Source organism: Mycobacterium sp. NGS27, assembly GCF_059813005.1.
Genome location: NZ_JCALDT010000007.1, coordinates 219,549 through 244,227, shown reverse-complemented (window position 1 = coordinate 244,227; position 24,679 = coordinate 219,549). Strand labels below are relative to the sequence as shown.

Annotated in this window: 22 protein-coding genes; 9 read left to right on the top strand and 13 right to left on the bottom strand. The window is 68.1% G+C overall.

Going from position 1 to position 24,679, the window contains the following annotated elements:
* Positions 1–45 precede the first annotated feature (45 nt).
* A complete protein-coding gene (locus AC5Y30_RS20190; RefSeq protein WP_499920564.1) occupies positions 46–1,791 on the top strand; it encodes a GMC family oxidoreductase N-terminal domain-containing protein in 1,746 nt (581 codons plus the stop codon).
* 51 nt (positions 1,792–1,842) lie between these two features.
* Here the strand turns inward: AC5Y30_RS20190 and AC5Y30_RS20185 are convergent, their stop codons facing one another.
* A complete protein-coding gene (locus AC5Y30_RS20185; protein WP_499920562.1) occupies positions 1,843–2,745 on the bottom strand; it encodes a TauD/TfdA dioxygenase family protein in 903 nt (300 codons plus the stop codon).
* A 62-nt stretch (positions 2,746–2,807) separates the two neighbouring features.
* On the opposite strand from AC5Y30_RS20185, the gene AC5Y30_RS20180 reads away from it, so the two are divergent.
* On the top strand, positions 2,808–3,383 hold the full coding sequence (locus tag AC5Y30_RS20180; protein ID WP_499920560.1) for a TetR/AcrR family transcriptional regulator: 576 nt from the start codon (positions 2,808–2,810) through the stop codon (positions 3,381–3,383).
* Here AC5Y30_RS20180 and AC5Y30_RS20175 read toward each other — a convergent pair.
* From AC5Y30_RS20175 to AC5Y30_RS20155, 5 genes are all read right to left on the bottom strand, one after another.
* On the bottom strand, positions 3,377–5,743 hold the full coding sequence (locus AC5Y30_RS20175; RefSeq protein WP_499920558.1) for a glycoside hydrolase family 65 protein: 2,367 nt from the start codon (positions 5,741–5,743) through the stop codon (positions 3,377–3,379). The two genes, AC5Y30_RS20180 and AC5Y30_RS20175, sit on opposite strands and share 7 nt — an antisense overlap.
* Positions 5,740–6,546, bottom strand: coding sequence for a beta-phosphoglucomutase family hydrolase (locus AC5Y30_RS20170; protein WP_499920556.1), 807 nt, complete (start codon positions 6,544–6,546; stop codon positions 5,740–5,742). Before AC5Y30_RS20170 ends, AC5Y30_RS20175 begins: the two co-directional genes overlap by 4 nt.
* A 93-nt stretch (positions 6,547–6,639) precedes the next feature.
* Positions 6,640–7,383: a class I SAM-dependent methyltransferase gene (locus AC5Y30_RS20165; RefSeq protein ID WP_499920554.1), complete on the bottom strand. Its 744-nt coding sequence runs from the start codon at positions 7,381–7,383 to the stop codon at positions 6,640–6,642.
* Positions 7,380–8,204, bottom strand: a complete 825-nt coding sequence (locus AC5Y30_RS20160) for a methyltransferase domain-containing protein (protein ID WP_499920552.1) — start codon at positions 8,202–8,204, stop codon at positions 7,380–7,382. Before AC5Y30_RS20160 ends, AC5Y30_RS20165 begins: the two co-directional genes overlap by 4 nt.
* Positions 8,201–9,733: an MFS transporter gene (locus AC5Y30_RS20155; RefSeq protein ID WP_499920550.1), complete on the bottom strand. Its 1,533-nt coding sequence runs from the start codon at positions 9,731–9,733 to the stop codon at positions 8,201–8,203. Before AC5Y30_RS20155 ends, AC5Y30_RS20160 begins: the two co-directional genes overlap by 4 nt.
* An 80-nt stretch (positions 9,734–9,813) precedes the next feature.
* Between AC5Y30_RS20155 and AC5Y30_RS20150 the strand changes: the two genes are divergently transcribed.
* Positions 9,814–10,455, top strand: coding sequence for a winged helix-turn-helix transcriptional regulator (locus AC5Y30_RS20150; protein WP_499920548.1), 642 nt, complete (start codon positions 9,814–9,816; stop codon positions 10,453–10,455).
* Positions 10,456–10,500: 45 nt separating this feature from the next.
* Positions 10,501–12,102: a glutamine-hydrolyzing GMP synthase gene (gene guaA, locus AC5Y30_RS20145; protein WP_499920546.1), complete on the top strand. Its 1,602-nt coding sequence runs from the start codon at positions 10,501–10,503 to the stop codon at positions 12,100–12,102.
* A gap of 6 nt (positions 12,103–12,108) precedes the next feature.
* Here the strand turns inward: guaA and AC5Y30_RS20140 are convergent, their stop codons facing one another.
* Both AC5Y30_RS20140 and AC5Y30_RS20135 read right to left on the bottom strand, forming a co-directional pair.
* On the bottom strand, positions 12,109–12,672 hold the full coding sequence (locus tag AC5Y30_RS20140; protein ID WP_499920545.1) for a carboxymuconolactone decarboxylase family protein: 564 nt from the start codon (positions 12,670–12,672) through the stop codon (positions 12,109–12,111).
* A gap of 20 nt (positions 12,673–12,692) precedes the next feature.
* A complete protein-coding gene (locus AC5Y30_RS20135; RefSeq protein WP_499920543.1) occupies positions 12,693–13,499 on the bottom strand; it encodes an SDR family NAD(P)-dependent oxidoreductase in 807 nt (268 codons plus the stop codon).
* Between the two features lie 79 nt (positions 13,500–13,578).
* On the opposite strand from AC5Y30_RS20135, the gene AC5Y30_RS20130 reads away from it, so the two are divergent.
* From AC5Y30_RS20130 to AC5Y30_RS20115, 4 genes are all read left to right on the top strand, one after another.
* Entirely contained in the window at positions 13,579–14,583 is a 1,005-nt protein-coding gene (locus AC5Y30_RS20130; protein WP_499920542.1) for an NAD-dependent epimerase/dehydratase family protein, read from the top strand.
* 14 nt (positions 14,584–14,597) lie between these two features.
* Positions 14,598–15,164 (top strand): TetR/AcrR family transcriptional regulator, encoded by a 567-nt coding sequence (locus AC5Y30_RS20125; RefSeq protein ID WP_499920539.1) that lies wholly within the window; start codon positions 14,598–14,600, stop codon positions 15,162–15,164.
* Positions 15,165–15,323: 159 nt separating this feature from the next.
* Entirely contained in the window at positions 15,324–16,007 is a 684-nt protein-coding gene (gene imuA' / locus AC5Y30_RS20120) for a DnaE2-dependent mutagenesis accessory factor ImuA' (RefSeq protein WP_499920537.1), read from the top strand.
* Between the two features lie 3 nt (positions 16,008–16,010).
* A complete protein-coding gene (locus AC5Y30_RS20115) occupies positions 16,011–17,594 on the top strand; it encodes a DNA polymerase Y family protein (protein ID WP_499920534.1) in 1,584 nt (527 codons plus the stop codon).
* On the opposite strand, the gene AC5Y30_RS20110 is transcribed toward AC5Y30_RS20115, so the two are convergent.
* The 4 genes from AC5Y30_RS20110 to AC5Y30_RS20095 form a co-directional block, all read right to left on the bottom strand.
* Positions 17,585–18,742 (bottom strand): alpha-hydroxy-acid oxidizing protein, encoded by a 1,158-nt coding sequence (locus AC5Y30_RS20110; protein ID WP_499920532.1) that lies wholly within the window; start codon positions 18,740–18,742, stop codon positions 17,585–17,587. The two genes, AC5Y30_RS20115 and AC5Y30_RS20110, sit on opposite strands and share 10 nt — an antisense overlap.
* A gap of 72 nt (positions 18,743–18,814) precedes the next feature.
* Positions 18,815–20,068 carry a 3-oxoacyl-ACP synthase KasB gene (gene kasB, locus AC5Y30_RS20105; protein WP_499920530.1) on the bottom strand — a complete coding sequence of 418 codons (1,254 nt, stop codon included), beginning with the start codon at positions 20,066–20,068 and terminating at the stop codon, positions 18,815–18,817.
* A 152-nt stretch (positions 20,069–20,220) separates the two neighbouring features.
* Complete coding sequence (locus AC5Y30_RS20100; protein ID WP_499920528.1) at positions 20,221–20,673, bottom strand: hypothetical protein; 453 nt, start codon at positions 20,671–20,673, stop codon at positions 20,221–20,223.
* Positions 20,674–21,705 (bottom strand): nucleoside hydrolase, encoded by a 1,032-nt coding sequence (locus tag AC5Y30_RS20095; RefSeq protein ID WP_499920526.1) that lies wholly within the window; start codon positions 21,703–21,705, stop codon positions 20,674–20,676.
* 32 nt (positions 21,706–21,737) lie between these two features.
* Here AC5Y30_RS20095 and cmaA1 point away from each other — a divergent pair, with 32 nt between their 5' ends.
* Positions 21,738–22,625 carry a cyclopropane mycolic acid synthase CmaA1 gene (gene cmaA1, locus AC5Y30_RS20090; protein WP_499920524.1) on the top strand — a complete coding sequence of 296 codons (888 nt, stop codon included), beginning with the start codon at positions 21,738–21,740 and terminating at the stop codon, positions 22,623–22,625.
* Here the strand turns inward: cmaA1 and AC5Y30_RS20085 are convergent, their stop codons facing one another.
* A complete protein-coding gene (locus AC5Y30_RS20085) occupies positions 22,626–24,638 on the bottom strand; it encodes an SDR family oxidoreductase (RefSeq protein ID WP_499920522.1) in 2,013 nt (670 codons plus the stop codon).
* Positions 24,639–24,679 lie beyond the last annotated feature (41 nt).

Sequence of the window (24,679 nt, the reverse complement as noted above, 5' to 3'; positions counted from 1 at the left end):
TGCGGGCGCTGGCTTGTTACCTGCGGGTAAGGCCATACTGGTGCGATGAAGCCGGATTACGACGTATTGATCATCGGTTCGGGTTTCGGGGGCAGCGTCAGCGCATTGCGGCTGACGGAGAAGGGCTACCGCGTTGGCGTACTCGAGGCCGGCCGCCGATTCGAGGACAAGGACTTCGCCGAGACGTCCTGGGATCTGCGCAAGTTCTTGTGGGCCCCGAAGCTGGGGTGCTACGGAATTCAGCGCATCCATCCGCTGAAGAACGTGTTGATCCTGGCCGGGGCCGGGGTAGGTGGCGGCTCGCTGAACTACGCCAACACCCTGTATGTGCCGCCGGAACCGTTCTTCAACGACCCGCAGTGGAAGCACATCACCGACTGGCGCGACGAGCTGATGCCGCACTACGAGCAGGCCAAGCGGATGCTCGGCGTGGTGGAGAACCCGACCTTCACCGACGCCGACCGGATCGTCAAACAGGTCGCGGACGAGATGGGCTGTGGCGACACGTTCGTGCCGACGCCGGTCGGCGTGTTCTTCGGCCCCGACGGCACCAAGGCCCCGGGCAAGACGGTGCCGGACCCGTATTTCGGTGGCGCGGGGCCGGAGCGCACCGGGTGCCTGGAATGTGGTTGCTGCATGACCGGCTGCCGCTACGGCGCCAAGAACACCCTGCTGAAGAACTACCTCGCTCTCGCGGAATTGGCTGGGGCGCAAGTGATTCCGATGACCACGGTGAAGCGCTTCCAGCAGCGTCCCGACGGGCTGTGGGAGGTCCGCACCGTCCGCACCGGAAGTTGGCTGCGCCGCGACCGGCGCACCTACACGGCCAAGCATGTGGTCCTGGCCGCCGGAACTTGGGGCACCCAGCATCTGCTGTTCAACATGCGCGATCAGGGTCTGCTGCCCCGGCTCTCGAATCGGCTGGGCATGCTCACCCGCACCAATTCCGAATCCATCGTCGGCGCCGGGAAGCTCGAGGTCGACCCGGACCTCGACCTGACGCACGGGGTGGCGATCACGTCGTCGATCCACCCGACGTCGGACACCCACATCGAACCGGTCCGCTACGGCAAGGGCTCCAACGCGATGGGGCTGCTGCAGACGCTGATGACCGACGGGACCGGCCCCGAGGGTAGCGACGTGCCGCGCTGGAAGCAGCTGTGGGATCAGGCCCGCGACGATCCGCGCCGCATGATGCGGTTGCTCAACGTCAGTCAATGGAGCGAACGCACGCTGATCGCCCTGGTCATGCAGCACCTGGACAACTCGATCACCACCTACACCAAGCGCGGCAAGCTGGGCATCCGCTGGTACACCAGCAAGCAGGGACACGGCGAGCCGAACCCGACCTGGATTCCGGTCGGCAACCAGGTCACCCGCCGCATCGCCGACAAAATCGACGCCGTGGCCGGCGGCACCTGGGGAGAGCTGTTCAACATCCCGCTGACCGCGCATTTCCTGGGCGGCGCCGTGATCGGCGACAACGCCGAGCATGGGGTCATCGACCCGTATCACCGGGTTTACGGCTACCCGACGCTGTTCGTGGTGGACGGCGCGGCGATCTCGGCGAACCTGGGCGTCAACCCCTCGTTGTCAATTACCGCCCAGGCCGAGCGGGCCGCGTCGTTGTGGCCGAACGTTGGCGAGAACGACGAGCGCCCCGCGCAGGGCGAGCCGTATCGACGGCTGGAGCCCATCCCTCCCCAGGCGCCCGTCGTCCCTGCCGAGGCGCCCGGCGCGCTGCGCTGGTTGCCGAGCAATCACATAAGCTCCACCGCCGACGCCAGCTAGCTTCGTGACGATCGCGAGCGCGGCGTAGCCGGGCGCTGCGGGTCGTCACCATCAGCTTGCGAGCACGTCCAGCGGGGCGCCGCTGACAACCCGGCTGCGCTCACCGCGCACGTTGACCGGAACGTCGCCCATCAGGGTGACGCGGTGCATCAGCCGGGGCTGGTCGTCGTAGTCGTCGATCGCCCGGTGCTGGGTCGCGCGGTTGTCCCACATGGCGACGTCGCCGTGCGCCCAGTTCCAGCGAATCGTGTTCTCCGGCAAGGTGATCCGTCGCTGCAGCAGTTCCAGCAGGACACTGGATTCGTGACTGTCCAGGCCGACGAAGCCGCGCACGAAATCACCGGCCAGCAGGGTGCGTTCACCGGTCTCCGGATGCACCCGCACCACGGGATGCTCGGTGCGAAAGTCCGGCTTTTCGAACGCCTGCCGAAGCGCCCGCTGTGCGTCGCTCATCGACACGGCCGCTTCCGCGGTCACGTAGTGGTAGCGGTTGGTGTGCAGCGCCCAGAGATTTTCCGCCAGAGTTTTCAGCGGCTCGGGCAGGTGCTGATAAGCCGCCGCGGTCGACGCCCACAGCGTCGCACCGCCATAGCTCGGCAGCTTGACCGCGCGCAGGATCGACGCCGCGGGATAGTTGGCGGCGAACGTCACGTCGGTGTGCCAGCGGTTCGCCTTGCCGTACTCGGAGTCGATCGGGGTGATCACCGGGACGTCCCGGGCGGCCAGGGCGCCGGCGGCCGGGTGGCCCACGGGCGTGCCCAGCAACTCGGCGAACGCGAGCTGCCGGGAGTCGTCGAGGTGGTGCTGGTGACGGAAGAAGATCACCTTGTGGGCCAACAGCGCCCGGCGGATCTCCTCGACCACGTCCTGGTCGAGATCGCCGCCCAGGCGAACCCCGTCCACCCGGGCGCCGATGCGGCTGCCCAGCTTGGTGACGGTTAACTGACCTGTCATTTTCGTCATCCTTGAAATCAAAAGGGGTGTAGTCAGCTGACTACATTTGGTAGTGTAGTCAGATGACTACAACTTCCGCAACGGGTCGCGGAAAAGCGCCCACCGGGCGCGCGGAAGTTGCCGCGGCGATCCTGGAGGCCGCCACCGATCTGTTCGCCGAGCGCGGTCCGGCCGCGACGTCCATCCGCGAAATCGCCGCGCGATCCAACGTCAACCACGGATTGGTGTTTCGCCACTTCGGCACCAAGGAGCGACTGGTCGGTGCCGTGCTCGATCATCTGGGCGCCAACCTGAGCACCCTGCTGGAAACCGATGCGCCCGCGGGCGTGCTGGAGAGTTCCCTGGACCGGCAGATGCGGGTGATGGCCCGCACCGTCCTGGACGGCTATCCGGCGGGCCAGCTACAGAAACGCTTTCCCAACATCGCGACGCTGCTCGACGGAGTGCGGCCGCAGTACGATGACGAGGTCACGGCCCGGCTCGCGGTCGCCAATGCCCTTGCGCTGCAATTCGGTTGGCGGTTGTTCGCCCCAATCCTGCGCTCGGCCACCGGGATCGAAGACCTGACGGATGCCGAACTACGCCACGCGGTCGGCGCCGAGGTGCAACGGATTCTCGAGCCCGCCGACCCTCAGTGACGCCGCGAAAGCGCCCGCCGGTGCATGGGCTCGCGGCCGGGCGGCTGTTGGGGCGCCGGCAGCAGTGGCTTGCGGGGGCAGATCTCGACTGTCGTCGCGGATTCGGTGCTCAGCTCGAGCTCTTCGCCGGCGTGCCGGATGGTCAGCTCGCCGCCGGGGCCGTCGCGCAGCGTGTAGGTGACGTCGTCGTGGTTGACGTCGACGGTGACCCGGAAGTCGCGCCACCGCAGCCGGAACCGTAGCCGCGAAATGCCGTCGGGCAGTTGGGGATCCAGCGACAGGATGCCCTCGTCGTCGCGCAGGCCGCCGAAGCCGGCCACCAGCGCCGTCCAGGCACCGGCCAGCGAGGCCATGTGCAGGCCGTCGCGGGTGTTGTGGTGCAGGTCCCGCAGGTCGATCAGCGCGGCCTCGTACGCGTAGTCGTGCGCGAGGTCCAAATGCCCGACCTCGGCACACATCACCGCTTGGGTGCACGCCGACAGCGACGAGTCACGCACCATGCGCGGCTCGTAATAGTCGACGTTGCGGGCCTTCTGCTCGGGGGTGAAGGCGTGGCTCTGCCAATGCATCGCCAGCACCAGGTCGGCTTGCTTGATCACCTGCGCGGGATACAGCCGCACGTATGCCTCGTGCAAGAGCAGCGGGTAGGTGGTGTTGCGTTCGAAGTCCCATTCGGCGAAGGTGGTGAACCCCTCGCACTGCTGATGAACGCCCAGCCCGGAGTCGTAGGGAATGTTGGCGGCCTCGGCGGCATCGCGCCAGGACGCCGTCTCCTCGGTGGTGACTCCCAACGCCTTGGCCACATCGGGGTGGCGGTTGCAGGCCTCGGCGGCGACGCGCAGATTATACGCGGCCATCAAATTGGTGAAGGCGTTGTCGCGCACGACCGCCGTGTACTCGTCGGGGCCCGTGACACCGTCGAGGTGCCAGACGCCGTGCCGGTCGTGGTGGCCGAGGGTCATCCAGAGCCGGGCGGTCTCGACCAGCACCTGCAGGCCGCACTCGGCCTCCAGATCGTGGTCCCCGGTGACGACGCGGTAGCGCTCGAAGGCCATGGCGATGTCGGCATTGATATGCCAGGCCGCCGTGCCGGCCGGCCAGTAGGCCGAGCACTCCTGCCCGCGGATCGTCCGCCACGGGAAGGCGGCGCCCTCCAGCCCCAGCTCGGCTGCCCGCTCCTGGGCCAAGTCCAGGGTGGAGGCGCGCCAGCGCAGCGCATCGGCCACCGTGTGCGGCGCGGTGTAGGTGAGCACCGGCAGCACATAACCCTCGGTGTCCCAGAAGGCGTGGCCGTCATAACCGGTTCCGGTGAGCCCCTTGGCGGCGATCGCGCGCCGTTCGGCCCGGGCGCTGGCCTGCAGCAGGTGGAACAAGCCGAATCGCACGGCCTGCTGGGATTCGGAGTCGCCCTCGACCTCGACGTCGGCGCAATCCCAGAAATCGTCGAGATACTTGCGTTGCGCGTCCAGCAGCCCCTGCCAGCCGGTATAACGACCGCTGTGCAGCGCGGCGGCGACCTGGTCACGCAGTGCCGGACGCGAACGCATGCTCGACCAGCCGTACGCGATGTATTTGACGATGCGTAGCTTCTGTCCCTCGCGCAGACCACAGATGACGGTGGTTCGCGCCAGGTCGGCGCGCGCATCGGTGCCGACCTCCACGCGGCCTTCGACGTCGACCTCGTGATCCATGCCGGCGGCCATCATCAGCGCGCTGGCGCGCGTGCGGTGCATGAGAACCGCTCCGGTGTCGGTGTTTTCGTGGGCGACCTCTTCGAGCGGGTTCTCCAGGATGGCGGAAACCCGGGGGTCACCGGATGTCTGCGGCTGGTCCTCGTTGGTGACCAGCTCGGATTGCACCGTCACCCGCACGAACTGGTCGACCGCCTCCACGCAGTACTCGATGGCGGCGAGGCCCCGCTGGGCCAGGGACACCAGCCGGGTCGATACCACCTTGACCTCTTTGCCCGCGGGTGAGCGCCAGTGCGCCGTGCGGGTCAGCGTTCCGGCACGCAGGTCCAGATCCCGCTCGTGGGACAGCAGTTCGCCGTAGCGGACGTCGAACGGCTCGTCCTCGACCAGCAGCCGAATGATCTTGCCGTTGGTGACGTCGACAAGCGTCTGCCCGGCTTCGGGGTAGCCGTATCCGGCCTCGGCGTAGGGCAGCGGCCGGATCTCGTAGAACGAGTTCAGGTAGGTGCCCGGCAGGCCGTACGGCTCACCCTCGTCGAGGTTGCCGCGCAGCCCGATGTGCCCGTTGGACAGGGTGAACAGGGATTCGGAATTCGCCAGCAGGTTGAGGTCGAGCTGGGTTTCGCGGACATGCCATGGGTCAACGGGAAACGATTCGTCGGTGATCATGATTGCAGCAACTCGGCGAGGTCGGTGACCACCACGTCGGCGCCGTTGCGGCGTAAGTCCTCGGCCTGGCCCACCCGGTCGACACCTACCACGAACCCGAAGTTACCGGCCCGGCCGGCTTCTACCCCCGACAAGGCATCCTCGAACACCGCCGCGGCGCCGGCGGGGACGTCAAGCAGCTGCGCCCCCCGCAGGTAGGAGTCGGGGGCCGGCTTGCCGGCGATGTGTTCGTCGCGCAGGGTGACGCCGTCCACCCGCTGGTGCACGAACCGGTCCAGGCCGGTGATCTCGAGGACGTCGCGGGTGTTGGCGCTCGACGACACCACGGCGATCCCCAGCCCGGCGGCCGACACCGCCTCGAGGTAGCGGCGGGACCCGTCGAACACCTTGACGCCGTCCTCCTTCAGCACCTTCTGGAACATGTCGTTCTTGCGGTTGCCCAGGCCATAAATGGTCTCGGCGTCGTCGGGATCGTCGGGGCTGCCGTCGGGCAGGTGGATGTCGCGGCTTTCCAGGAATGAGCGGACGCCGTCCTCGCGCTTCTTGCCGTCGACGTATTCGCGGTAGTCGGCGGCCTCGTCGAAGGGAACGAACTCGTCGCCGGTGCGCTCGGCCCGGTCGGACAGGTAGGCGTCGAACATGGCCTTCCAGGCCTTGGTGTGCACACTGGCCGTGTCGGTGAGCACGCCGTCGAGGTCGAACAGGCAGGCACGCACCTTCTCCGGCAGACCCAGCGCTGAACTCACCGGCGGTCCTCGCTTCCTGGTCTTGGTGACTGGTTTAACCGATACCCACTTCACCATGCCCGCTATGCGTGTCGCCAGATCTAGGTTCCGATTGCCGTGGCGACACCCTGGATCGCGCGAAGCCTCCCGTCGGCCAGCGCCGCGGTGAGGTTACGGGCTTTGCGATCGAAGTCGGTGACGAACGCGTGCAGGCCCAGTGGTTGGGGAGGCTGAGCCAGCAACGCCTGCATGAGCGAGCTCGCGGTGGCGGTGAGGTCGTTCCAGTGCTCGACCGCGAATCCGGCCGAGGTGATCACGGTGCGCAGCTCGTCGGGGGTGACGAGGTGGCTGTTGGCGGTAGCGTCGGCCCAGGGCAGCGGGAAGTCGAGCGCGCGGCGATCGCCAATCGTCAAATCCCACAGGGCAAGCCGGCCCTCCGGGCGCGAGCACCCGGCGGGCCTCGCTGTACAGGAGCGCCTTATCGGCCACGTTCATCTGAACGTGCTGGCTGACGACGACGTCGAAGGAGCCGTCGGGGAACGGCAATGCGGTGACGTCGCCCTGCGCAACGGTGATCGAATCATCCAGCCCGACAAGTCGATTCAGCCAGCGGTGGGTCTCGCAATATTCGGCGGTGAGATCCACCGCGGTGACAGCGCAGCCGAAGCTGCCGACGAGGTAGCGCGCGGTGCCGCCGATCCCGCTGCCCGCGTCGAGAACCCGGTTTGGCGCAGCGATTCCCGACACCTCCACCAACTGGGCGGTGGCGAAGCGGCCCATCGTGTGAAAGTCCTCCAGCGGCGCCAGGTCCTCGGGCGTGAGACGATCGAGATCCTTGCCGGCGTCGATCAAAGCCCGCTCGATGCTGCGCCGCGAAAGTCCGGTCGAGTACTGGTTTTCGATGATGCCCGTCATTTCGGCACCTGCGCCCATGCGGTGATCATCGGGGCCATCGTGATGAGGGCGTCGGCCTCAAGCGCCAGCTGACGGAATTGCTCGACGAAAGTGTCGATGTCGGTATCGACGGAGAAACCGCGCTGCTCGGCGACGGGGGACACCAGGCGCCAGACTTCGGCGGCGTACGCCAACACATCGGTGTCGGCGGCCGTGCCGGTCGGTGCGCCCTGGATGAGGTGCGGGGCGCCCAGGCCCGCGTCGGCGAAGACGCGGTGCAGTGTGGTACCGAACGCGGCGCTGAGCCCCATGGCCCCGAAGGCGCGAACGATCGCCGCCACGACCTGCCCGAACAGCGGGATGTCCGGGGTGGTGTGCGTGGCCGTGATGTCGTTCTCCGAGAACGCGACGATCCCACCGGGGCGCACGAAGGAACTGAGACGCCGCAGCGTCGCGGCCGGGTCGGGCAGATGCATCAAGATCAACCGGCCGATCACCGCGTCCACCGGTTCGTCCACCGATACCTCGTCGACCGCGTCCAGGATGAAGCGCACTGTGGGCAACGACTTTTCGTCTGCACGGGCGCGCGCGAGCTCGACCATCGCCGGCGCGGCGTCCACGCCAAGAACGGTCCCCGTCGGACCGACCAGCCGCGCGGCGACAAACGACACGTCGCCAGGCCCGGACCCGATATCGAGCACCCGCATGCCCGGCCGCAGCCCGGCGAGGCGCAGCGCATGCTCCGTGTAATGGTCGTACAGCCGTCCTTGCAGGAGGAGCCGCTGCACCTCCGCGTCGGCGTGGCCCAAGACGTAGGTGCTGCCTTGTGGTGCGGTGCTCATCGCGTTCCCGTCCTTTCCTGTTGACGCGCCGGTTCCCTGGCCGGGAGAAGCCAGCCGACGACGATTGCCGCGCCAAGTGCGATGCCCGCGCACACCAGCGAGCTCACCCGCATCCCGTCCAGAAACGCGCGATCGACGGCGACGCGCACCTGGGCGGCCTGCTGCGCGGGCAGGCGCTGAATCACCGTGTGCGCCAGAGCCATCGAGTGGCGCATAGCATCGGCGGGCAATCCCGTCAGCGCGGAAGCGCCGAGGTGTCCCGAGTACACCGATGCGAAGATGCTGCCCGCGACGGCGACGCCGAGGGTGCCGCCCAGTTCGCGTGTCGTGTCGTTGACTGCCGAACCCACGCCGGCCTTGTCCACCGGCAGCGATCCCATGATGGCCTCCGTGGCCGGCGAGAAGGTCAGGCCGAGGCCGCCACCGAGTAGCAACATCTGTGTGGCGATCTGGATGTACGGTGTGGCGGCGTCTGCGGTCGACGCCCAGGCCAGGCCGGCGGCGAACACGGCGAGACCGGCGGCGACGACGGCGGTGGTGCCGACGAGTTCGACCAGCCGGGGCCCCAGGATGCTGGCCAGCGCGATCGAGGCGGCGACCGGAAGCAGGCGCACGCCGGCCTGAAACGCGGTGTAGTCCTTGATGAATTGGAAGTACTGCGTGATGACGAAGATGAAGCCGAACAGGGTGAGAAATCCGGCGGTCACCGCCAGGCTGCCGCCCGAGAACCTGCGGTCGAAGAAGACCGAGACGTCGAGCATCGGATGGGTGCTGCGCCGTTCCCAGCGCGCGAACGCCGCGAGAAGTGTTGCTGCGAGGGCGAATCCGGCACCGGTGCGCCCGTCGGTCCATCCCCAGGTGGGTGCCTCGATGACCGTGTAGACCAGCGTCGTGACTCCGGTCGCGGACAGGATGAGGCCGGGGACGTCGACGCGGGGCGCCGCGGGGTCGCGCGAGGTGGGAACGAACAGCCTGGCGCCGATGATGGCCAGAGCCGCGATCGGGATGTTCACCATGAATATCGAGCCCCACCAGAAGTGTTCGAGCAGCCATCCGCCGCTGATCGGCCCGACGGCGACTCCGACGCCGACCATGGCCGCCCACACTCCGATCGCCTTGGCGCGTGGTATCGGATCGGTGAAGATGTTGGTGATCAGACCAAGCGTGGTCGGGAAGATCACCGCTGCGCCCACGCCCATGGCCGCGCGCGCAGCGATCAACGCGTCCGCCGAATTCATTTGTGCGGCAACCGCAGAAGTGGCAGCGAACAGTGCGAGCCCGGCGTTCAGCCAGCCTCGCCTGCCGTAGCGGTCGGACAGGCTGCCCACTGAGAGCAGCAGCCCGGACATCACCAGGGTGTACGCGTCGACGATCCATTGCAGTTGCGCGGTGTCGGCGCCGAGTTCACGCGACAACGTGGGCAGCGCGACGTTGACGATGGTGGCGTCGACGCTGATGACGAAGACGCCGAGGCAGATGACGGCGAGCGCGGCAATGGGGTGCTCGCGAAACGTGGGGTCGGAACGCATGGACAAGACAGTAAATCTAGTAGACAAATAAATCAAGTAATAAGTTGAAAAAGATGTCTACCTCCAGGTAAAGTGGCCTTGTGGCGTCCCGCAGGAACTACAACCAGAACTGCCCGATCGCGCGCGGCCTCGATGTGCTGGGCGAGCGGTGGACGCTGCTGATCCTGCGCGAGCTGGTCGGCGGAGCCCGTCGCTACGGCGACCTACGGGCCGAACTGCCCGGTATCGCAACCAATCTGCTTGCCGAGCGACTCAAGGAGCTGCAGGATGCCGGACTCGTCGAGCGGGCCGACCTGCCGGCGCCGATCGGTCGCACCGTCTACACGCTCAGCGACCTGGGCTGGCAGCGGGTGCTGCCGATCCTGCAGGGCCTCGCGTGGTTCGGGGTGGACCACCTGGATCCGATCGGCGGTGCGCCGGTATCACCGCTCAACGGGTTTCTGGCCGGAATACTGCTCGGCTTCAACCCCGATGGCGCAGCGGGCCTGGAGTCGACGTACCGCGTCGAGATCGACGGCCGCCGTTTCGAATTCGCCGTCACGCAGGGTCGCCTCGGTGCCGGCCGCGGCGAACCCGCGGTAACCGTGACGGCCGCGGCGGCGGATCTCGTCACCGCCCGGCTCGGGGCCGACGCAGGCGAACGCAACGCCGCCCTGCGGCGAATCGAGTACGACGGCGACGCGGCTGCGGTCCGCGCGCTGCGCACCGCGTTTGCGCTCTAGCCCTGCGGGGCGGAGACGACGCGGCCAGCCACTAGACTCGCGTGCGTGGCCGACCCCACCCAAACCCCTGAACTCGAGGTATCCGATGCGCCGGGTGCGCCGGCTCGACCGGTGCTCGTCGTGGACTTCGGCGCGCAGTATGCGCAGCTGATCGCCCGCCGCGTCCGCGAGGCCCGAGTGTTTTCCGAGGTCATCCCGCACACCGCCACGGTCGAGGAGATCAAGGCCCGCGACCCGCTGGCGCTGGTGCTCTCCGGCGGCCCGTCCAGTGTCTACGCCGACGGCGCGCCCCAGCTCGATCCGGCTGTGTTCGATCTCGGGGTGCCGGTGTTCGGCATCTGTTACGGGTTTCAGGCCATGGCGCAGGCGCTGGGTGGGACCGTCGCGCACACCGGCACCAGCGAATACGGGCGTACTGAGCTGAAAGTCCTTGGTGGGGAACTTCATTCGGGGTTACCGAGTTCGCAGCCGGTGTGGATGAGCCATGGCGACGCGGTCACGGCGGCGCCGGACGGGTTCGAGGTGGTGGCCAGCAGCTCCGGCGCAACGGTGGCCGCCTTCGAAAACCGGCAGCGGCGCCTGGCCGGCGTGCAGTACCACCCGGAGGTCATGCACAGCCCGCACGGGCAGCAGGTGCTCAGCCGATTCCTGCACGACTTCGCCGGGCTGGGCGCGCACTGGACGGCCGCCAACATCGCCGAGGCGCTGGTCGAGCAGGTGCGCGCCCAGATCGGGGACGGCCGGGCCATTTGCGGGCTGTCGGGCGGCGTGGATTCCGCGGTGGCCGCCGCGCTGGTGCAGCGCGCCATCGGGGACCGGTTGACGTGTGTCTTCGTCGACCACGGGCTGCTGCGCGCCGGTGAGCGCGCACAGGTGCAACGCGACTTCGTCGCGGCCACCGGCGCCAACCTGGTCACCGTCGATGCGGCCGACACCTTCCTGGATGCGCTCGCTGGAGTGACCAATCCCGAAGGCAAGCGCAAGATCATCGGCCGTCAGTTCATCCGGGCCTTCGAAGGCGCGGTGCGAGACATCGTGGGGGACAACGGTTCCGACGTCGAGTTCCTGGTGCAGGGCACGCTGTATCCCGACGTGGTGGAGTCCGGTGGCGGCAGCGGCACCGCGAACATCAAGAGCCACCACAACGTCGGCGGCCTGCCCGGCGATCTGAAGTTCAAACTCGTCGAGCCGTTGCGGCTGCTGTTCAAGGACGAGGTCCGCGCCGTCGGGCGCGAGCTGGGCCTGCCAGAGGAAATCGTTGCGCGCCAACCGTTCCCGGGGCCCGGCCTGGGAATCCGGGTCGTCGGCGAGGTCACCGCGGCGCGGTTGGACACCCTGCGGCGTGCGGATTCGATCGCGCGCGAGGAGCTGACCGCGGCGGGCCTGGACAGCCTGATCTGGCAGTGCCCGGTGGTGTTGCTGGGCGACGTCCGATCGGTGGGCGTGCAGGGCGACAACCGCACCTACGGGCACCCGATCGTGCTGCGGCCGGTGACCAGTGAGGACGCCATGACCGCCGACTGGACCCGGGTTCCCTACGAGGTGCTGGAGCGCATCTCGACCCGAATCACCAACGAGGTAGCCGAGGTCAACCGCGTGGTGCTGGACATCACCAGCAAGCCACCCGGCACCATCGAGTGGGAGTAGCCGTCCTTACCGACGGGCAGAATCGACCTGGTCGTCCGAGTAGCCGATAACGGGACGCGAATCGCCATACACGTCGAGGGTGTGCAGGAAGCGGTGCAGTCCCATCGTCGAGGCGCACGTGAATCCGAGTTCGACGATCTGCGCTGCGGTGAAGTGTTCTCCCAACCGCCGGTAGAACTCGTCGTCGATCGAGCGGTGATCGCCCGAAAGCCGGTCGAGGAATTCCACGGCCATCTGCTCCTGCGGCGTCAAAGCGTCGTGCTGCGGGGCCAGCAGACACGCAACGTCTTCGTCGGTGATCGAGTCGTGCTTGCGGGACTGGCTGCAGGGTTCGCACTCGCCCAGCTGGGCGCTGCGGATGCGCAACAGCTCCAATATCCTTGCGCCGACCAGTGTTTCGGCCCCAAGCTGGGCCCTGGCCATGTTGACCTGGTCAAGTTGCGCGCTGCGGTACGCGAAAATCTGCAGCGGCACCGGCGTGGCGTAGAGTCCCGCTTCGACTCCTGCCTCGACGATGTGGCGCGAATGCTCGCTGAGCCGATCCATCGGAATGGGTTCGATACGAGGCATGATCGTTCCAGAATCCTTCCTCAGGTCGGTCCCAGGGCGTATGCGCCGGTCTTTGGATCGTGGTACCAGCCGCCGGCGGCGTGGGTCCCGCCGTCGACATGGATCGTCTGTCCCGTGATGTAACTGGACATGTCGGATGCGAGAAAGACTGCGGCGCCGGCCATCTCGTCGACATGGCCTGCCCGCCCCATCGGAACGACGGAACCGAAACGTCCCTCCGAGCCCGAAGGGGCCATCTGCATGATGCCTTCGGTCAGCGTTATGTCGGGGGCCAGAGCGTTCACCCGAATGCGATGCGGTGCGAGTTCGAGAGCCGCGGTCTTGGTGTAGTTGATCACGCCGGCTTTGGCCGCCGCGTATGTCGCGAAACCCGGTGCGGCGCGGACGCCTTCGATCGAGGTGACACTGATGATGCTGCCCGCCAGCTTTCGTTCAACCAGTCCGCGCGCCACCCGTTGGGTGCATAAGTAGACGTGGCGCAGGTTGGATTTGTACAGTGCGTCCCAGCCGTTCTCGCTCGTGTCGAGGATGCCGGACCAGAAGACCCCTCCGGCGTTGTTGACCAGGATGGTGACGGGGCCGAGCTCCGCGGTGGTCCGTGCGAGTGCGGCGTCGACGGCGGCGCTGTCGCGCACGTCGGTAGGGATGCCCAGCGCGCCGATCTCCTCGGCGGCCGCTGCGCACGATTCGGGGTTGCGCTCCCAAATCGCCACCTTCGCGCCGAACCCCACTAACCCCGCGGCGATGCCGCGGCCGATGCCTGCCCCGCCACCGGTGACGACTGCGACGCGGTCGGTCAACAGGATGCTCGCCGGATCGAGCGTCATAGATGTCAGCATAGTATTTACAGTTCACGCATTACAAGTTTTACTCTAATTGTTTGATATGTAACGAAGGGGTCGGACCATGGCCGATACGATCTTCGTCACCGGTGCCACCGGCCAGACCGGCGGCAATGTCTGCGAACAGCTGATCGAGCGCGGCGACCGGGTCCGCGCGCTGGTCCGCAATCCGGACGAGGCCACGGCGCTGGCCGGTATCGGGGTCGAACTGATCGAGGGCGACATCAGCGACGCCGGCGATGTGCTTCGGGCGGCCAAGGGTGCCGAAGCAGCCATCCACTGCGCGGCGCTGCTGGGCGGGGCAAGTCAAGACCTCGACGACTTCAAGGCGGTCAACGTGGTGGGCACCGCCAACGTGCTCGATGCGGCAAAGCGCCACGGCATGCGCCGAGTCGTCGCGCTGAGCACGGCCACCTTTCTGAACCTGAGCACCAACCTCGACTTCGAGGAGGCCCCCGTGCTGGAAAACCCGCCCACCGATCCCTATACCGTCACCAAGCTCGCCGCGTTCCTGGACGCCCACCGACGTGCCGCCGCGGGCGAGGACGTGCTGACCTGCCACCCCGGCGCGATCTTCGGACCCGCGCCCGTCGTCGAGCGTGCCCTGCACCGCACCAGCTTCAACAGGGTGCTGCTGGCCGGTCTGCGCGGAAAGATCAAGCGCTATCTGGCCTTTCCCGTGACATGGGTCGCGGGCAGGGATGTCGCCAAGGGCTCGATCGCCGCGCTGGACCGCGGAATCGCCGGCGAGCGATACCTGTTGGTCGGCCAGTCGCAGGCCACCATCAGCACCGCCGCCGGTATCAATCGCGCCTGTGAGATCGCCGGAATCGACCATCGGGTCGAAGATCTCGACTACCGGTCCGACCCGGAAGCGTTGACGGCAGAGTTCGGGCCCACCTTGATGGCCATCGCCGAGGCGGCGGCCAAGGACGTCCGCAAGCCCAGGTCCAAGGACAACCTGACGGCCCGGCGCCTCGGCTACGACCCGATGTCGTTCGACGACGGGCTGCGCCTGCTGATCCCGTGGCTGCGTGAACTGGGCCGGCTCGATTCGGTGCCCGCCTGAAAGGGGAGGCCGCAGTGCCCACGGCCGAACCGCGCCAATCCTCTTCACCCCAGGCCGATGTGGCCGACCGGATACTCGACGCCGCGCGGCAGCTCGTGCTCGGCATGGGCGCCCGCAAGCTGTCACTGTCCGACGTTGCGACCCGGGCCGGGGTGTCCCGGCCGACCATTTACCGCTACTTCGCCTCCAAGGATGCCCTGATCGATGCGCTGGGGACCCAGGAGCGCCGGCGCTTCAACGCTGCCCTGGACAGGGCGATGGCCGGGGTGACCGGGGTTGCGCGGCTGGAGGCCGCCGTCGACGTCATCGCGACTTTCGTCGAAGATCAGCCGCCCGGGCGGCAGCTCGACCTGGAGCCGGGTTTCGCGTACCAGCAAATGGCCCGGGCGCTGCCGATGATCACCGAAGGGCTGGTGGGCGTCCTGCGCCAGTGCGCGCGCGAGGGTGGCTTCGGTGCCGCGGCGGCCGCCCCTGACCTTGCGGGTGCGATCGCGCGAACCGCCTTGAGCCATTACATATTTCCCGATTCCGATCCGCTGGCGGCCCGTCGGCAGATCCGCGCGGCCGCCGGCTTTGGATGAGGGCCGGCGGTAGCGCCGAAAAAATTTCTCACCAAAAAAGCACCATCAGCCCCATCAGTATCGATCGCATAACGCTGTCCCTCACGTTGCTTGACGGCTGTCGGAGGGCGAGTGTTTACTTCGAACATACTTTCGAATTGGGATTAGGGGAGGCTGGTCATGACCGCGGCTTTTGCCTCCAGTCGTCACCGGGAAACCCGTGCTGAGCAGCTGGAATCGCTTCGCCGGCGGATGGCGAGCATCTCCGGGAAGAAGGCCGCGCCCGCCGCCGCCGCGCCCACTGAGGACCTGCTGCCGAACTCGGAATCCCAGCTGGCCCTCCCGCCGTGGCTGGCCGAACTGCTGCCCGCGCCGGTGCCGCGCGGCACGGTCGCGGTGCTGTCGGGCGCCCGGTCGCTGCTGCTGAGCATGGTGGCCGCCGTCACGGCGGCCGGCGGCAACGCCGCAATCGTCGGCCAGCCGGACATCGGGCTGCTGGCCGCCGCGGAGATGGGTGCGGATCTGAGCCGGCTCGCGGTGATACCGGATCCCGGCACCGATCCGGTGGAGGTGGCCGCGGTGCTCGCCGACGGCATGGATCTGGTGGTCCTGGGGCTGGGTGGGCGCCGGGTGCCGCCCACCCGGGCGCGGGCGGTGGTGGCCCGCGCCCGGAACAAGGGCTGCACCCTGTTGGTCACCGGCGGCGATTGGCAGGGGGCGCCGACGCGCCTTGCCGCCCGGGTCTGTGGTTACGAGATCACCGCAGACGGCCGTCCCGGATTCGGCCGGATCGGTGGGGTGCGGCTGCAGGTCAGCGGGACGTGCGCGGGACGACGGGTGATGACCCCAGCGCGAGCCGGGTAGCCCATGGTATCCCCTTCTAACTCAAGGGTTTTGGCGATCTGGTGCATGGATTGGCCCGCGGTCGCGGCGGCGACGGCCGCGGGTCTGTCCGCGACCACCCCGATCGCGGTCACGCTGGCCAACCGGGTAATCGCCTGCTCGTCGGCCGCCCGCGCGGCGGGGGTGCGGCGGGGACTGCGGCGTCGGGAGGCGGCCGCCCGGTGCCCGCAACTGCACGTCACCGCCGCCGACGCGGACCGCGACGCCCGTTTTTTCGAAGCGGTGATCGCGGCGGTGGACGACCTGGTGCCCCGCGCCGAGGTGCTGCGGCCCGGCCTCCTGGTGTTGCCGGTGCGTGGGGCGGCCCGCTATTTCGGGTCCGAGGCCACCGCCGCCGAACGGCTGATCGATGCGGTGGCTGTGAGTTCAGTGGCCGGCGCGGAGTGTCAGGCCGGGGTCGCCGACCAGTTGTCCACCGCGGTCTTCGCGGCGCGGGCGGGCCGTGTCGTCGAGCCGGGGGGTGACGCGAAGTTCTTGTCGGTGCTGTCCATCCGCCAACTCGCCACCGAGCCGAGCCTGTCCGGCGCCGGCCGAGAAGAGCTGACAGACCTGTTGTGGCGGATGGGGATTCGCACCATCGGGCAGTTCGCCGCGCTGTCGCGCAGCGACGTGGCTTCCCGGTTCGGCGCCGACGGGGTGGCCGCACACCGGTTGGCCCGCGGCGAACCCGAACGACCGCCGTCGGGCCGGGAGCCGCCGGCCGAACTCGAAGCCGTGCTGGACTGCGACCCGCCGATCGACCGGGTGGATGCCGCGGCGTTCGCCGGTCGCTCACTGGCCGGCAGCCTGCATCAGACGCTGATGGCCGCCGGTGTGGGATGCACCCGGCTGGCCATCCACGCCGTCACCGCCAACGGCGAAGAACTGCACCGGGTTTGGCGGTGCGCCGAGCCGTTGACCGAAGACGCCACCGCCGACCGGGTGCGCTGGCAGCTCGACGGATGGTTGAGCAGCCGCACCGCACGCAATCCCCGTCCCACCGCCGCGGTGACGCTGTTGCGGCTCAAGGCGGTGGAGGTGGTCTCCGCCGAGGCGCTGCAGTTGCCGCTCTGGGGCGGCCTGGGCGAGGAGGACAGGCTGCGGGCTCGCCGGGCGCTGGTGCGGGTGCAGGGTCTGCTCGGCCCGGAGGCGGTGCGAGTGCCGGTGCTGTCCGGCGGGCGCGGCCCGGCCGAACGCATCACGCTGATCCCGCTCGGCGACGAGCCGGTGCCGCGGGCCGATCCCGATCCGCCGTGGCCCGGCCGGCTGCCCGAGCCGTCACCGGCGGTGCTGCTGGACGACCCGGTGGAACTGCTTGACGCCCAAGGAAACCCGATACGGGTGACCATCCGGGGGCTGTTCTCGGCCGACCCCGCACGCATGATCGCCCACGGCCGCGACGAGCGGCTGTGCTGGTGGTCCGGGCCCTGGCCGGTCGACGAGCGGTGGTGGGACCCCGAATTGAGTAAGGGCCGCACCGCCCGCGCCCAGGTGTTGCTGGAGAACGAGCGTGCGCTGCTGCTGTGCTATCGCCAGCGACGCTGGTATGTGGAGGGGAGTTACGAGTAGGTGGGCCGCAGCGCCTCGGGGGTCAGGTCCTTCAGCGAGGGATACCCGTCGACGGCCATGATCAGGTCCGCCTCGGCCAGCACCGAGCGCAGCACGTGCACAACGCCGTCCACGCCACCGAGCGCCAGCCCGTAGGCGTAGGGACGGCCGATCCCGACGGCCGTCGCCCCCAGCGCGAGCGCCTTGATGATGTCGGCCCCGCTGCGCACACCCGAGTCGAACAGCACCGGCATCCCGTCGGCCGCCTCGAGCACTTCGGGCAGGCAATCCAAGCAGGGCAGCCCACCGTTGGCCTGCCGTCCGCCGTGGTTGGAGCAGTAAATGCCGTCCACGCCAATGTCTTTGGCGCGGCGAACATCGTCGGGGTGGCAGATGCCCTTGACCATCAGCGGCAGGTCTGTCTCCGCCCGCAGCCACTCCAGGTCGTCCCACCGGAACGGGCCGCCGAAGATCGGCAGCTTGCGCACCGCCGCCTCGGTGGCGTCTTCGCCCGGGCTCAGGTCGGCACGAAAAACCGGGTCGCTGGTGTAGTTGGCCAGGCACCCGCTGGGCACCTGCGGGTAGTTCCCCCCGCTCAAATCACGAGGCCGCCAGCCCGTGACCCAGGTGTCCAGGGTGACGGCGATGCTTGTGAAGCCGGCCGCCTCGGCGCGGTGCACCAGGCTGGCGCCCATCTTGCGATCCGGCGGCGTGTACAGCTGGAAAAACGCCGGGGTGTCCCCGAGCTCGGCGGCGATATCTTCCATCGGGTCGGAGGTAAGCGTGCCGACGAAGAACGGGACGCCGGTGCGGACCGACGCCCGCGCACACAGCATGTCCCCGTGGCCGTTCGGGTCGCACACCCCGATGACGCCGATGGGTGCCATGAAGATCGGAGACGGAAACTTCATGCCGAACAGCTCGACCGACATGTCGCGTTCCTCCGGGGCGATCCCCATCCGCGGATACAGGCCCCAGCGCTTGAACGCCGCACAGTTGGCGCGCTGGGTGTGCTCGTCACCGGCGCCGCCCGCGACGTATTGCAGCACTTTCGGCGTCATCGCCGCGGCGGCCTTTGCCTCCAGGTCCTCGAACTTGATCGGGTACTGGGGCTGATTTCCGTGCAGCGACTGGTCGTACAACTCTTTTTGATAATCGGCGAAGGCCATAGTCGCTGACTTCCCCGTGCCTGGATCACCAAACGAGCGCTCGAGGATCAGCGCGGCGGTCTATGCCGCGGATCAGTAGCGCCCGAAGGCGATGGCCACGTTGTGTCCGCCGAACCCGAACGAGTTGTTGATCGCGTACTCGTAGTTGCCCGGCCGTGGTTTGCCGGCCACGACGTCGAGGTCGATTTCGGGGTCGAGGTTTTCCAGGTTGAGCGTGGGCGGGACCACCTGGTCGCGCAGCGCGAGCACGGTAAGGATGGATTCCACGGCTCCGACCGCGCCCACCGAGTGGCCCAGCGCGGCTTTGGGGGCATAGACGGCCGGCTTGTTGCTGCCCAGCGCGTTGTTGATGGCCTTGCTCTCAGCGACGTCACCCACCGAGGTGCCGGTGGCGTGGGCGTTGACGTGGTGAATATCGCTGGGGGACAGGCCCGCGAGCTGGATGGCCCGGCTCATGGCGTGCCCGGCGCGTTCGCCGTTGGGGTCCGGCGCCACCATGTGGTAGCCGTCGGAGGTGATGCTGGCGCCCATGATGCGGGCCAAGATGTTGGCGCCGCGGGCTTTGGCGTGTTCCTCGGTCTCGATGACCATCAGCGCGCCGGCCTCGCCGAACACGAAGCCCGTGCGGTCGCGGTCGAACGGGCGACACGCGCCCACCGGGTCGTCGTTCTTGGTCGACATCACGATGCGCATCTGAGCGAACGCCGCGATCGCGACCGCCTCGATCCTGACCTCCACGCCGCCGCAGATCGCGATGTCGGCCTCGCCGAACACGATGTTGCGCCACGCCTGCGCCACGCCCTCAGAACCCGACGCGCACGCCGACACCGGCGTGATCACCCCGGCCTTGGCGTGCCGCTCCAGTCCCACCGCGACGGCCGCGCCGTCGGGCATGTACTTCGACACCGCCAGCGGTGAGACCCCCTTGATGCCGCGAGCCCGCAAATCGTCGTAGCTGAACACGATCTGCTCCGCGGACCCCAGGCCGGTGCCGATGGACACCATCAGCCGATCGCTGTCGACCTCCGGCGAACCGGCGTTCTCCCAGACCCGACGGCTCAACACCGTCGACATCCGCTGCAGGTAACCCATCCGGTGGCGTTCGGCGCGCGTCAGTCCGGCGTCGAATTCCTCCTGCAGATGCCCGCCGATGCGCACCGGCAGGTCGAATTCCTCGACGAACGAGTCCTCGAGCTTGCGGATACCACTTTGCCTGTCCAGCAACAACTTCCAGGTGGTTTCGGCATCAGTTGCCAGCGCGGTCGTCATCGCCACACCGGTGACGACCACATTGGGCAACGCTTTTCCGGTAACCAACTCCGTCATGACTTGCAAAAACCTTTCACTTTCAGGGCCGCCGACGCGTCACGTCGACCCCCCTCCCCACCAAACATGAAAACACAATGCGTCATTGCCCCCAACGGCGGAAACGTTGGACGGCCGCCTTTCGCTTTGCGGATACCGCAGCTCACCCGGCGTTATTGCGCGCGGACCGCTTGCGCCCGCGCCATCAGCCCTCGACCGCCGGGCAGCGCGCCCACCACGGCGCGGGCCAGCCGGTCGCGGCTGTGCACACCGTCGGTCCTGGCTTTGCCGGCGCGCAGGTGGCGCCAGCCCAGGACCGCCCACGACGCCGCGACGACGGCGTCGGTCACCCCTCCGCGAGCGCGGCGCCGGTCGACCACGGCCAGGCCGAGCGCCGTCGCCGAGTGCACGGTGTCGACCCAAACCCCCGCCGCCAGCACCTCCGGGCCGGGATTGACCCCCGACAGCGCCGCCTGAGTCAGGTGGCGTGCGCCCAGGATCCGGGTGACGACGAGCGCCTTGCGGTCCACCCGCACCCCGTGGATGTGCTCGAGCACCTCGCCCGGGGCGGCCAGCAGCACGGCGCCCCACCCCGCCCGGATCAGCTCGATCGCACGAATCTTCATTCAGAAACCCCCTATTTCACGTGCGAACAGTCCCACCCGTTCGATGAACCGATCGAAAAATGCCGCCGCGTCCACGTCAATCCCGATGAGCGCGTTGGGTTCTCGACGGTTCGACCAATCCGTCACCGTCATGGCGCGGGTCAGCGTTCCGGTCAGCTCGATGTCCACCGTCGCCGGACGCGTCTTGACCAGTTCGGGATCCAGCGCGACGGCCGCGGCCAACGGATCGTGCAGGTGTGCCCGATACCCGTGGCCGAGTTCGTGATAGGCCTCCAGGTAGAACCGCATCGCGTCCTCGATCACCCGAATCAGCGGGTTGGACGCGCTCGACCGGGTTCCCGGCGCGTCATGTTCGCTCAGCAGCGTCGTCGTCGACTCCGCGACCGCCGCCAGGCGCGCCAGGTGATCGGGCGTCATCGCCACCTTGCGCGTCAGATCAAGGCCGCACAGAATCGGAAGCCGCTGTTGCCCAACGACTTCCGGGCACCAGGCGGCCAGCACCTCGGCCGCCGCCTCGGGGTCGACGCTGATGTTCCACTCCGCCACAGCGGTGGTGTTGCCCCGGTGATCGTAGGAACCGCCCATGATCACCAGCCGCTTGAGCAGCGCCGGCAACTCGGGTTCGGCGCGCAGTGCCAGCGCGAGGTTGGTCAGCGGCCCGGTCGCCACGCCGATGAGCTCGCCGGGATCCGCGCGCGCCGCGCGCACCCAGGCGCCGGCCGAGTCGTAGCCGGTGAGCCGGCCCGACCCCGGCGGCAGGTCGGCGTAGCCCAATCCCCTGGGGCCGTGGACTTTTGACGGCAGCCGCATCGGGCCGGTCAGGGTCTGCTCGTAACCCTTGGAAACCGGGATCCCGGTGCGTTTACACAGCTCCAGCAGGCCCAGGTTGTTTTCGCAAACCTGCTTTACCCCAACGTTTCCCCCGGTCGAGGCGATACCGACCACTTCGGCGTCCGGGCTGGCGAACAGGTACATCAGCGCCAGCGCATCGTCCACGCCGGTATCGACGTCGACGAAAACGGGCGAGTTCATTGCTTCCAAGATACCGGGGCTAGGCTGGCACGATGCCAACCACGTCGGAGCCCCCCGAGGGGACTGATCTCACGCCGCACTTCGACGATGTGCAGGCCCACTACGACCTGTCGGACGAGTTCTTTCGGCTGTTTCTAGATCCGACCCAGACCTACAGCTGCGCCTACTTCGAGCGCGACGACATGACGCTGGAAGAAGCGCAGATCGCCAAGATCGACCTCGCGCTCGGCAAACTCGGCCTGCAGCCGGGCATGACGTTGCTCGACGTCGGCTGCGGTTGGGGCGCCACGATGATGCGCGCGGTGGAAAAGTACGACGTCAACGTCGTCGGCGTCACCCTGAGCCGCAACCAGGCCGAACACGTCGAACGGCTGATCGCCCAGTCCGGTAGCCCTCGTTCGGCGCGGGTCCTGCTGAAAGGCTGGGAGCAGTTCGACGAGCCGGTTGACCGGATCGTCAGCATCGGCGCCTTCGAGCACTTCGGGCACGAGCGCTACGACGCGTTCTTCACCCTGGCGCATGACCTGCTGCCCGACGACGGGGTGATGCTGCTGCACACCATCACCGGGCTGCATCCGAAGGAGATGGCCGAACGCGGCATGCCCATCTCGTTCACGTTCGCCCGGTTCATCAAATTCATTGTCACCGAGATCTTTCCGGGCGGGCGGCTGCCGTCGATACCGATGGTGGAAGAACGCGCCACTGCGAACGGCTTCACCGTGAGTCGCGTGCAGTCGCTGCAGCCGCACTACGCCAAGACGCTCGACATCTGGGCCGCCGGACTACAGGCCCACAAGGACGAGGCCATCGCGGTGCAGTCCGAGGAAGTCTACGAGCGGTACATGAAATACCTGACCGGTTGCGCCGACGCGTTCCGGATCGGATACATCGACGTCAACCAGTTCACGCTGGAGAAATGATCACCAGTGCACGCCGGGCACCAGGCGGACCAGCCGCTTGACTGGGCGGGGTGTCCGGATGCCCCGGGCGACGGCGCGCACGGGCCGGCTGGGCTTGCGCCGCGCGGTCCGCGGAGCGGGCGTCGGCGCGGGTTCGGCGGTCAACCCGCGCGCCGCGGCCGAATCGGGATAGCCGAGGTAGAGCTGGTGCAGCACCCGTCGCGAGGTCCTCGGCGCGAAGTAATTGCCGGCCTCGGCGAGCGTGCCCAGCGGGGTGTCGATGCGGGCAGGCTTTTCCACCAGGCCGCGCACCACCATCGCCGCCGCACGCTCGGGGCTGATCGCCGGCACCGGGTTGAGCCGGTGTGACGGCACGATCATCGGGGTGCGCACCAGCGGCATGTGGATGTTGGTGAAGGTGATGTGGTCGGACAGCACCTCCGAACCCACCACGTCGGAGAACGCGTCCAGCGCGGCCTTCGACGGCAGGTAGGAGCTGTACTTGGGATTGCGCGCCTGCACGCCGGCGCTCGACACGTTGACGATGTGACCGAATCGCCGCTCGCGCCAATGCGGTAACAGCGCGAGCACCATCCGCACCGCGCCGAAGTAGTTGACCGCCATCACCCGCTCGTAATCGTGCAGCCGGTCGGTCGAGTTGACCACCGAGCGGCGGATCGACCGTCCGGCGTTGTTCACCAGGTAGTCGACGTGGTCGAAGCGCCCCAGGATGTCTTTGACCGTGTGTTCCACCGACGCGGAATCGGTGACATCGCAGGTAAAGGCATGGGCGGCACCACCATTGGCGCGGATCTCGGCGACCAGCGAATCCAGCGCCTCACCGCTGCGGGCGAGCGCGAAAACGGTTGCGCCCCGCTCGGCGATCGCGAGGGCCGCCGCCCGGCCGATGCCGCTGGACGCGCCGGTGACGATGACGTGGCGGCCCCGCAACGGTTCGTGCGGATCGTCGCGGCGCGCACGGTCCGGATCCAGGTGCTCCGCCCAGTACCGCCACAGCTTGGGCGCGTAGCTGGAGAACTCCGGAACGTCTATGCCACTGCCCCGCAAGGCATTTCGTGTCTTCTCGCTGACGAAGGTGGGGGCCAGGTCTACGACGTCGAGCACCTCGGCGGGAATGCCGAGCTGGGTGGCCGCCATGTTGCGCACGACTCTGGCGCGTCCGCGCACCTTGAGCACCGGAGCGGCCACCGCGCGGGGGAGTGAACCGCGCAGCGGCGGCAGCCCGGCCGCCTTGGCCACGCCGCGGTAGATGCCGCGCAGGCCAATCGTTTTCTCGGCGGTCAGGTGGAACGTCTGTCCGTCACGGCCGTCGGCATGCATCAACGCGACCAGCGCGTCGACGACGTAGTCGACCGGGACGATGTTGGTGCGGCCGGTGTCGGGCAGCAGCATCGGGGTCAACGACGGGAGCACGGCCAGCTTGGCCAGCACGCCGAAGAAGTAGTACGGCCCGTCCACCTTGTCCATCTCGCCGGTGCGCGAATCGCCGACCACCACCGCCGGGCGGTAGATGCGATGACGCAGTCCGGGCGCCGAGCGCACCAGCAGCTCGGCCTCGAACTTGGTCTGGTGGTACGGCGTCGGCAGTTGCTGGCCGACGTCGAAATCGTCCTCGGTGTATTCGCCGGCGAAATCGCCGGCCACCGCGATCGACGACACATGGTGCAAGGTCGCGTCCAGCCGCTGCGCCAGCCCGATCACCGCGCGGGTGCCCTCGACGTTGCTGGCCCGCTGCTCGGGCTCGCCGGCGGTGATGTCATAGATCGCCGCGCAGTGCACCACGTGATCGATCCGGCCCAGCTCGGCAACGACCTCGTCGCTCAGCTCCAGCTCCGGTAGCCCGGCGACCAGCGGTTTCACCCGCTCGCCCCAGTGTTCGGCGAGCCGCTCGAAGCGGCCCAGCGACTGCCGTCGCACCAGCACGAACACCTGCGCGTCGGGACGTGATTCCAGAAGACGAGACACCACACGGCGACCAATAAACCCGGTACCGCCGGTAACGACATACCGCATGAAGACATGGTGGCGGTGACGGCCGCGCACGTCAACTGTGA